The following is an 8781-nucleotide window of genomic DNA, read 5'->3' on the forward strand; positions in this document are numbered from 1 at the left end:
CCCGCAAGACCTTCCCCGGCGTTGTGGCGCTGGACAATGTCCAGCTCAAGATCCGTCCCGGATCCGTACACGCCCTGATGGGCGAGAACGGGGCGGGCAAGTCCACCCTGATGAAGATCATCGCGGGCGTCTATATCCCCGATCAGGGCGAAGTTCGGCTGCATGGTCGCCCGCTAATCCTGAACGGCCCCCTGGACGCCCTGAAAGCCGGAATCGCCATGATTCATCAGGAACTCAACCTGATGCCTTTCATGACCATCGCCGAGAACATCTGGATCCGCCGCGAACCACTCAATGCACTCGGTCTTGTCGATCACCGACGCATGTACCAGATGACCGAATCGTTGTTCGAGCGCCTGGGCATCGACCTGGACCCCGATCTGGAGGTACGCCATCTCACCGTGGCCGGGCGCCAGATGATCGAGATCGCCAAGGCGGTCTCCTATGAGTCGGATGTGCTGATCATGGATGAGCCCACCTCGGCGCTCACCGACCGGGAAGTGGAACACCTGTTCCGTATCATCAACGACCTGCGCGCCCAGGGTAAGGGCATCATCTATATCACCCACAAGATGGATGAGGTCTTCGAGATCGCCGACGACATCTCGGTGTTCCGGGACGGTCAGTTCATCCACGCCGCCCCCGCCAGCGAGCTGTCCTCCGACAAGATCATCCAGCTGATGGTCGGCCGTGAGGTCACCCAGATGTTTCCCAAGGAAGAGGTGCCCATCGGCGATGTGGTGCTCGCCGTCAAGGACCTGGCACTGGAGGGTGTCTTCGAGCAGATCAGCTTCGAGGTCCGTGCCGGTGAGATTCTCGGCATTGCCGGACTGGTCGGCTCGGGGCGCACGAACGTGGCCGAGACCCTGTTCGGCGTCACCCCAGCCACCGGCGGCACCATCGCCATCGACGGACAGGAAACCACTATCACCTCGCCTCACCAGGCGATGCTGCGTGGCCTGGCACTGCTCACCGAGGATCGCAAGGAGACCGGCCTGTTCCTGGGCCTCTCGGTCATCGAGAACATGGAGATGGCCGTGCTTCGCGACGGCTACACCAAGGGTCCCTTCGTCGAGCAGGGCCGCCTCGATCACGAGTGCGACAGCATGAACAAGCTGCTGCGAGTCAAGACTCCCAGCCTCGACGAGCGAATCGGCAATCTCTCCGGCGGCAACCAGCAGAAGGTACTGATCGGCCGCTGGCTGATGACCAATCCGCGCATCCTGATCCTCGACGAACCCACCCGCGGCATCGACGTCGGCGCCAAGGCCGAGATCCACAAGCTGATCAGCAAGCTCGCTGGCCAGGGCGTGGCCGTCATCATGATCTCCTCGGAGCTCCCCGAGGTACTGGGCATGAGCGACCGCATCATGGTGATGCACGAGGGTAAGGTCACTGGCGTGCTCGACCGGGGAGAGGCCAACCAGGTGAACATCATGGAGCTCGCCTCCGCCCCGGTACAGCCGCCGGTCGTGCATGAATGAGCGCCTCCCGAAACGAACAACATTAAGGTAAAACCACAATGGCTACGTCCACCGAAAACACCCAGCACCTCGAGGTGCCAAAGAAGCGCAAGAAAAAGCTACCGACCGAAGTCAGCATCTTTCTGGTCTTGATCGGTATCGCCCTGCTGTTCGAAGTCCTTGGCTGGGCAATACGCGGCGACTCCTTCCTGATGAACCCGCGGCGTCTGCTGATCATGATCCTGCAGGTTTCGATCATCGGCATCATCGCCATCGGGGTCACTCAGGTGATCATCACCGGCGGCATCGACCTCTCCTCGGGCTCGGTCCTGGCACTGACTGCCATGGTCACGGCCAGTTTCGCTCAGCAGTCTGACTATCTGCGTGCCGTTTACCCGGCCCTCACCGACCTTCCCTGGTTCATCCCCTTGATCGTCGGGCTGTTGGTCGGCGCCTTGGCAGGTTTGGTCAATGGCGCCTTGATCGCCTTCGCCGTCATCCCCCCCTTTATCGCCACCCTGGGCATGATGGTAAGCGCCCGCGGCATGGCCCGTGCCTACACCGACGGGCAGCCCGTCAGCATGCTCAGCGACCAGTTCACCTGGATCGGCTCCGGGGCGAACCCGGTAATCATCTTCCTCGCCGTGGCCGTGTTCTTCCATATCGCTCTGAAGTACACCCGCTACGGCAAGTACACCTACGCCATCGGGGCCAATCCCCAGGCCGCCCGCGTCTCCGGTATCAATGTGCGGCGCCACCTGGTGCTGGTCTATACCATCGCGGGCCTGCTCGCCGGCCTGGCGGGCGTTGTCGCCTCGGCACGCGCTGGCACCGGCCAGGCCGGCATGGGGCTGATGTACGAGCTGGATGCCATCGCCGCCGCCGTTATCGGCGGTACCAGCCTGGCGGGTGGCGTAGGCCGCATCGCCGGCACCGTGATCGGCGCCATGATCCTCGGCGTGATGCTCAGCGGATTCACCTTCCTCGGTGTCGATGCTTACTACCAGGACATCGTCAAGGGCGCCATCATCGTCGCCGCCGTGGTGATCGACCAGTACCGCCAACGCAAGCGCAACAAGACTATCTGATCTCTCTGTCCACGCCGCCGGATCCCATCCTTCCGGCGTGGACTCCCTCCCTACCTCTACCCTCCCCTTTCTTGCATGCCGTGACCGTGCCTCGGCGCCGGTCACACGGGGGGCCTATGTACGATTCTCGAGCGACTTCAAGGAGGTGCCCTAGCAGAGAGAGTCCTGACGCCATGCCGAGACACAAGAAGCTGACAACCATCAAGACGCCATAGGAACCCAATGAAAACATCAACAACAGTATTCGTGGGGTCACTGACCCTTTTTTCCGCCGCTCCGGCACTTGCGGGATTGGTCTACGAGGGAGAGTCCGGAACCCTGACCTTCGGCGGTGATGTCGAACTGGACATCAATGCACACAACACCCAGTCGGGCCCCATCTTCTTTACAGACGAAGTGGACAGCCAGGACGAGTATTACCAGGATGGTCGCATCCTGCTCGATGTCAGTGGCGAGCGAACCAGCACCACCGGAAATTATGCCCGCTTCAAGGCACAACCCCTCATCAAGACCGATGGCGACCCCGGTATCGATGACGCCTGGTTCGCCTTCGGCTCTCGAGACGGCTTGGAAGTCCGGATTGGCCGCTTCGAAGCCTTCGATCTGTTTCCACTCGGTCAGGACACGGTCTACAGCTATAGCGGCAGCACCTCCGACGGCCTTTATACCGATGGCCAGGGCTATGTCTACCAGGCCAAGGAGGGACGGGGCCGTGCGGCCAGTGCCGGTCAGGTGATGCTGAGCCAGCGTAGCGGGGACTTCTATGCCGAACTTTCGACGCTGTTCGGCGACCGTACCGACCTGTTCGATGGCGCCGGCGACGGCGGTACCTATCATGGCTACGACATCGATCCGGATGCCAAGAACTCCTTCATCGTGCGCCCGGTACTGGCCTGGTCGCCGGGCCCCTGGACCCTGGCTGCCGGCATGGAAACCAACCTGGTGAACGATGCGCTGGTTGACGAGCGGGGTGAGGATATCAGCGACCGCACCGGCTACGGCACGCGCCTCTCCTATGCCGCAGGGGACTGGTCGATCAATGCCAACCTGGCCTATCTGGATGCCCATGAAGAGGACAACCTGACACTTGGTCTCAATGCCGTGTGGCGCAACCTCGGGGTGGGCTACATCCATGCCCGCAACGAGATCGATGATGTCAAACCAGGTAGTAATGGTGATTTTGAGCTAAGTGTACCAGGCAAATATACCGTCGATACGCTCTATACGTCCTACCGCTTTCCTGATGTACTGAATGTCGAAAACTTCGACGTCTACCTGGGCGCCTACTACAGCCAGATCGACCACAAGGAGATCGACAATCTCGACGATGCCGATCGCTACGGAGGGCGCCTGCGCTTCAAGTACCACTTCTGATGGGCCAGACGCTCGCACCGTTCCTTTGTGGCCCCGCTTCGGCGGGGCTTATTGGCGCCGGCCAGATGGTGCGGCACGCCGTCTGCCCCACTACCCCAGCGCCTTGACCACCAGCTGCACGCCGACGATGGCCATGGCGGCAATTACCAGTCGGTAGAAGAGCGCCTCGCTGACCGATGCTGCAGCCACAGTCCGCACTTCACCCCGGCCCAAGCCACCGACACCAGCGCCAGCGACGCCCAGGCGCTGGTGCGATTGATCTCGCCGAGCCACAGATAGGGCGGCAGCTTGATCAGGTTCACCGCGGCGAAGGCGATGGCGCTGGTGGAGATGAAGGTCTCCTTGGTGAACCGCCGCGGGATCAGGTAGAGGTTGAGCGGCAGCGCCCCAGCCTTAGACACGCAATCGCCGGAACGGTCTCCCGTCCCGGCGTTCGCTTCAGGACCCGGCGGCCGGCCGGGTCGGATCAGGCGCTCAGGCCGCTTCGCGTTTGGCGTCGCCTGCGGCCTGCATGGCCAGGGCGGTGTCCAGCATGCGGTTGGAGAAGCCCCACTCGTTGTCGTACCAGGCCATCACCTTGACCAGGCGGCCGTTCACCCGGGTGTGGTTGGCGTCGAAGGTGGAGGAGTTGGCGTCGTGGTTGAAGTCGATGGAGACCAGCGGCTGGGCGTTGACCGCCAGCACCGGGGAGGCCTCGGCGGCCTTGGCGAGGATGGCGTTGATCTCCTCCCGGGTGGTGTCGCGACCGGCGGTGAACACCAGGTCCACCAGCGAGACGTTGATCACCGGCACCCGCACCGCCAGGCCGTCGAACTTGCCGGCCAGCTCCGGCAGCACCAGCCCCACGGCGGCGGCGGCCCCGGTCTTGGTGGGGATCATGGAGTGGGTGGCACTGCGCGCCCGGTAGGGGTCGCTGTGGTAGACGTCGGAGAGGTTCTGGTCGTTGGTGTAGGCGTGCACCGTGGTCATCAGGCCGTTCTCGATGCCCACGCTGTCGTTCAGCGCCTTGGCCACCGGGGCCAGGCAGTTGGTGGTGCAGGAGGCGTTGGAGACCACCTGGTGCTCGGCACTCAGCACGCCCTCGTTGACCCCGAAGACCACGGTGGCATCGGCATCCGGGCTCGGCGCGGAGATCAGCACCCGCCTGGCGCCGGCCTCCAGGTGCTTGGCGGCGGCGGCGCGCTTGGTGAACAGGCCGGTGCACTCCATCACCAGGTCGACGCCCAGCGACTTCCACGGCAGGGCCGCCGGGTCGCGCTCGGAGAGGATGGCGATGCGGTCGCCGTCCACGCTGAGGCTCTGCTCATCGTGTTCTACCTTGAAGGGGAAGTGGCCATGCACGGTGTCGTGGCGCAGCAGATGGGCGTTGAGGGACGGGTCGCCCAAGTCGTTGATAGCCACCACCTCCACCCGGTTGCGGTAGCCGTTTTCGTAGAGGGCCCGCAGCACATTGCGGCCGATGCGGCCAAAACCGTTGATGGCGATCTTCATGGTCATAGATCTCTCCTCGGTGGCGCTGCCACCGTTGTGTCGTCGTGAAGCGGAGAAAGCCCGGCCGAAGTCGATGGCGGCCAACACTCCCTCTATGCCCACAGGCTTAACCTTTCCTTCAATGTGCCCGATGAGCGAGAGCAGCTCAAGTTTTTTTGCTAAACTTAGCAAAAATAATATTGGAAGCCTGCCACAATTCTCGTAAATTAGCCTTCATACTCCACGGGTACTCAAATAATATTGTAAGTTTACATCAAAACTGTCATCCCCCACCGGAGGTCGCAATGCAGAGCCAGCCCCCCACGCCCCCCATCCGCCGCACCAAGATCGTCGCCACCCTGGGCCCGGCCAGCGACCGCGAGGGCGTGCTCGAGGCCATGATCGCGGCCGGCGTCGACGTGGTTCGCCTCAACTTCTCCCACGGCTCGCCCGACGACCACCGCCAGCGCCTGACCCGGGTGCGCGCGATCGCCGACCGCCTGGGCCGAAGCGTCGCCGCCCTCGGCGACCTGCAGGGCCCCAAGATCCGCATCGCCCGCTTCACCGAGGGCGCCGTGACCCTCGAGGAGGGCGCGCCCTTCGTGCTGGATATGGCGCTGGACGGCAATGCCGGCGACGCCACCCGCGTCGGCTGCGACTACCGCCAACTGATCGACGACGTCGCCCCGGGGGACCGCCTGCTGCTCGACGACGGCCGGGTGGTGCTCGACGTCAGCGGCATCGAGGGCTGCGAGATCCACACCTGCGTGGTGGTGGGCGGCAAGCTCTCCAACAACAAGGGCATCAACAAGCAGGGCGGCGGCCTCTCGGCACCGGCGCTGACCGACAAGGACAAGGCCGACCTTGCCACCGCGGTGGAGATCGGCGTGGACTACCTGGCGGTGTCGTTCCCGCGCAGCGCCGACGACATGCGCGAGGCGCGCGCACTGCTCGGCGAAGCCGGTCGCGAGATCGGCCTGGTGGCCAAGCTTGAGCGCGCCGAGGCGGTGGCCGATGCGGCCACCCTGGACGGCATCATCGCGGCTTCCGAGGCGGTGATGGTGGCCCGCGGCGACCTCGGGGTGGAGATCGGCGACGAGAAGCTGATCGGCATGCAGAAGCGCATCATCAAGCGCGCCCGCCAACTCAACCGCGCGGTGATCACCGCCACTCAGATGATGGAGTCGATGATCGAGTCGCCGCTGCCCACCCGGGCCGAAGTGTTCGACGTGGCCAACGCCGTGCTCGACGGCACCGACGCGGTGATGCTCTCCGCCGAGACCGCGGCGGGCGACTTCCCAGTGGAGACCATCGAGGCCATGAATCGCGTCTGCCTGGGCGCCGAGCGTGAGCGCATCGCCCAGGAGTCGGGCCACCGGATGCATGAAGGCTTCTCACGCATCGACGAGACTATCGCGCTGTCTGCCATGTATGCCGCCAACCACCTGCAAGGAGTGGCTGCCATTGCCTGCATGACCTCTACCGGCTATACGCCGTTGATCGCGTCACGCATCCGCTCGGGCTTGCCCATTATCGGTCTGGCCCACAGCCCGGTGGCACAGCGGCGCATGGCGCTCTATCGCGGGGTGGTCTCGCTGCCCTTCGATACCCAGGACATGGCCCCCACCGAGCTCAACGACCGGGCGCTGGCACTGCTGGTGGAGAAGGGCATCGCCGCCCCCGGCGACCACGTGATCCTGACCCGCGGCGACCATATGAACGCCCACGGCGGCACCAACACCCTGAAGGTCCTCGACATCCGCTAACACCAGCAGCCTGCCTGAATGCATGCAGAAATATGGACATCGTGATCCAACCGCATCCCGATTTTGTCTCTATATAGAGGAAGACTCGCATGACCAAGATCGTCGACATTCGCGCCTTCGAGGTGCTCGATTCCCGCGGCAACCCCACTGTTCAGGCCGAGGTGTGTCTGGAGAGCGGCGCCGTGGGCGTGGCCTGCGCGCCTAGCGGCGCCTCCACCGGCTCCCGCGAGGCCCTGGAGCTGCGCGACGGCGACAAGAGCCGCTACCTGGGCAAGGGCGTGCTGAAGGCGGTCGAGGCGGTCAACGGTGCCATTCGCGAGTGCCTGGTCGGCATGGATGCCCACGATCAGCGCGGCCTGGATGACGCCATGCTGGCGCTCGACGGAACCGACAACAAGGCCAAGCTTGGCGCCAACGCCATCCTGGCCGTGTCGCTGGCCGCCTCCAAGGCCGCGGCCGACGCCAAGGGCATGCCGCTCTACGCCCATATCGCCGAGCTCTACGGCCAGCCGGGCCAGTACAGCATGCCGGTGCCGATGATGAACATCCTCAACGGCGGCGAACATGCCGACAACAACGTCGACATCCAGGAGTTCATGGTCCAGCCGGTGGGCGCGCCCAACTTCCGCGAAGGCCTGCGCATGGGCGCCGAGATCTTCCACGCCCTGAAGAAGGTGCTCTCCGCCCGCGGCCTCTCCACTTCGGTGGGCGACGAGGGCGGCTTCGCGCCGAATCTCGAGTCCAACGCCGAGGCGCTCGCCGTGATCAAGCAGGCGGTGGAAGACGCGGGCTACCAGCTCGGCAGCGACGTGACCCTGGCGCTGGACTGCGCCTCCTCCGAGTTCTTCAAGGAGGGGCAGTACGACCTCGCCGGCGAGGGCAAGCAGTATGACGCCGCCGGTTTCGCCGACTACCTGGCCGGCCTGTGCGATGACTACCCGATCGTCTCCATCGAGGACGGAATGGACGAGTCCGACTGGGCGGGCTGGAAGGCGCTGACCGACAAGCTGGGCGACCGCGTGCAGCTGGTAGGCGACGATCTCTTCGTCACCAACACCCGGATCCTCAAGCGCGGCATCAACGAGCAGATCGGCAACTCCATCCTGATCAAGTTCAACCAGATCGGCTCGCTCTCCGAGACCCTGGATGCCATCAGGATGGCCCAGGACGCCGGCTTCACCGCAGTGATCTCCCACCGCAGCGGCGAGACCGAGGACACCACCATCGCCGATCTCGCCGTGGGAACCAGCGCGGGCCAGATCAAGACCGGCTCGCTGTGCCGCTCCGATCGCGTGGCCAAGTACAACCGCCTGCTGGTGATCGAGGACGAGCTGGGGGCGCGTGCGGGATACCCTGGCCGACGTGCGATCCGGGGTCAGTAACAGCCAGGCCTGCCCGAAAATGGAAAGTGAGACTACGACATGAGCGATATCTCCCCTAACCCGGTCGCCCTGATCATCCTGGACGGCTACGGCCATAACCCGGACGCCGCCCACAACGCCGTGCTGGCCGCCCGCACCCCGGTGATGGACCGCCTGCAGCAGGCGCATCCGGCGACCCTGATCCACACCGATGGCCGGCACGTGGGGCTGCCGGAGGGCCAGATGGGCAACTCCGAGG

General features: G+C 64.3%; 7 protein-coding genes and 1 pseudogene. 6 read left to right on the top strand and 2 right to left on the bottom strand.

Going from position 1 to position 8781, the window contains the following annotated elements; translation table 11 throughout:
- The 3 genes from J5F18_RS16730 to J5F18_RS16740 form a co-directional block, all read left to right on the top strand.
- Window positions 1-1484, top strand: a 1484-nt coding sequence (locus J5F18_RS16730; RefSeq protein WP_346299672.1) for a sugar ABC transporter ATP-binding protein, incomplete at its 5' end; no start/stop codon positions are given.
- A gap of 38 nt (window positions 1485-1522) precedes the next feature.
- Window positions 1523-2551 carry an ABC transporter permease gene (locus J5F18_RS16735; RefSeq protein ID WP_346299673.1) on the top strand — a complete coding sequence of 343 codons (1029 nt, stop codon included), beginning with the start codon at window positions 1523-1525 and terminating at the stop codon, window positions 2549-2551.
- 222 nt (window positions 2552-2773) lie between these two features.
- Entirely contained in the window at window positions 2774-3925 is a 1152-nt protein-coding gene (locus J5F18_RS16740; protein WP_346299674.1) for a carbohydrate porin, read from the top strand.
- Between the two features lie 143 nt (window positions 3926-4068).
- Here the strand turns inward: J5F18_RS16740 and J5F18_RS16745 are convergent, their stop codons facing one another.
- Together J5F18_RS16745 and gap are read right to left on the bottom strand one after the other, a co-directional pair.
- Window positions 4069-4326 carry a hypothetical protein gene (locus tag J5F18_RS16745; RefSeq protein WP_346299675.1) on the bottom strand — a complete coding sequence of 86 codons (258 nt, stop codon included), beginning with the start codon at window positions 4324-4326 and terminating at the stop codon, window positions 4069-4071.
- Window positions 4327-4399: 73 nt separating this feature from the next.
- Window positions 4400-5422: a type I glyceraldehyde-3-phosphate dehydrogenase gene (gene gap, locus J5F18_RS16750; protein ID WP_346299676.1), complete on the bottom strand. Its 1023-nt coding sequence runs from the start codon at window positions 5420-5422 to the stop codon at window positions 4400-4402.
- 278 nt (window positions 5423-5700) lie between these two features.
- Between gap and pyk the strand changes: the two genes are divergently transcribed.
- The 3 genes and pseudogenes from pyk to J5F18_RS16765 form a co-directional block, all read left to right on the top strand.
- Window positions 5701-7161 carry a pyruvate kinase gene (gene pyk / locus J5F18_RS16755; protein WP_346299677.1) on the top strand — a complete coding sequence of 487 codons (1461 nt, stop codon included), beginning with the start codon at window positions 5701-5703 and terminating at the stop codon, window positions 7159-7161.
- Window positions 7162-7250: 89 nt separating this feature from the next.
- A complete protein-coding gene (gene eno, locus J5F18_RS16760) occupies window positions 7251-8543 on the top strand; it encodes a phosphopyruvate hydratase (protein ID WP_346299678.1) in 1293 nt (430 codons plus the stop codon).
- Window positions 8544-8582: 39 nt separating this feature from the next.
- A pseudogene (locus tag J5F18_RS16765) lies at window positions 8583-8781 on the top strand (2,3-bisphosphoglycerate-independent phosphoglycerate mutase); the annotation flags it as partial.

This window comes from Halomonas sp. BM-2019 (assembly GCF_017584085.1).

What these genes read in the sequence shown, in the direction of transcription:
- J5F18_RS16735 (WP_346299673.1), top strand. Translation starts at nt 1,523, where the DNA reads ATGGCTACGTCCACCGAAAACACCCAGCACCTCGAGGTGCCAAAGAAG.
- J5F18_RS16740 (WP_346299674.1), top strand. Translation starts at nt 2,774, where the DNA reads ATGAAAACATCAACAACAGTATTCGTGGGGTCACTGACCCTTTTTTCC.
- gap (WP_346299676.1), bottom strand. Translation starts at nt 5,422, where the DNA reads ATGACCATGAAGATCGCCATCAACGGTTTTGGCCGCATCGGCCGCAAT.
- pyk (WP_346299677.1), top strand. Translation starts at nt 5,701, where the DNA reads ATGCAGAGCCAGCCCCCCACGCCCCCCATCCGCCGCACCAAGATCGTC.
- eno (WP_346299678.1), top strand. Translation starts at nt 7,251, where the DNA reads ATGACCAAGATCGTCGACATTCGCGCCTTCGAGGTGCTCGATTCCCGC.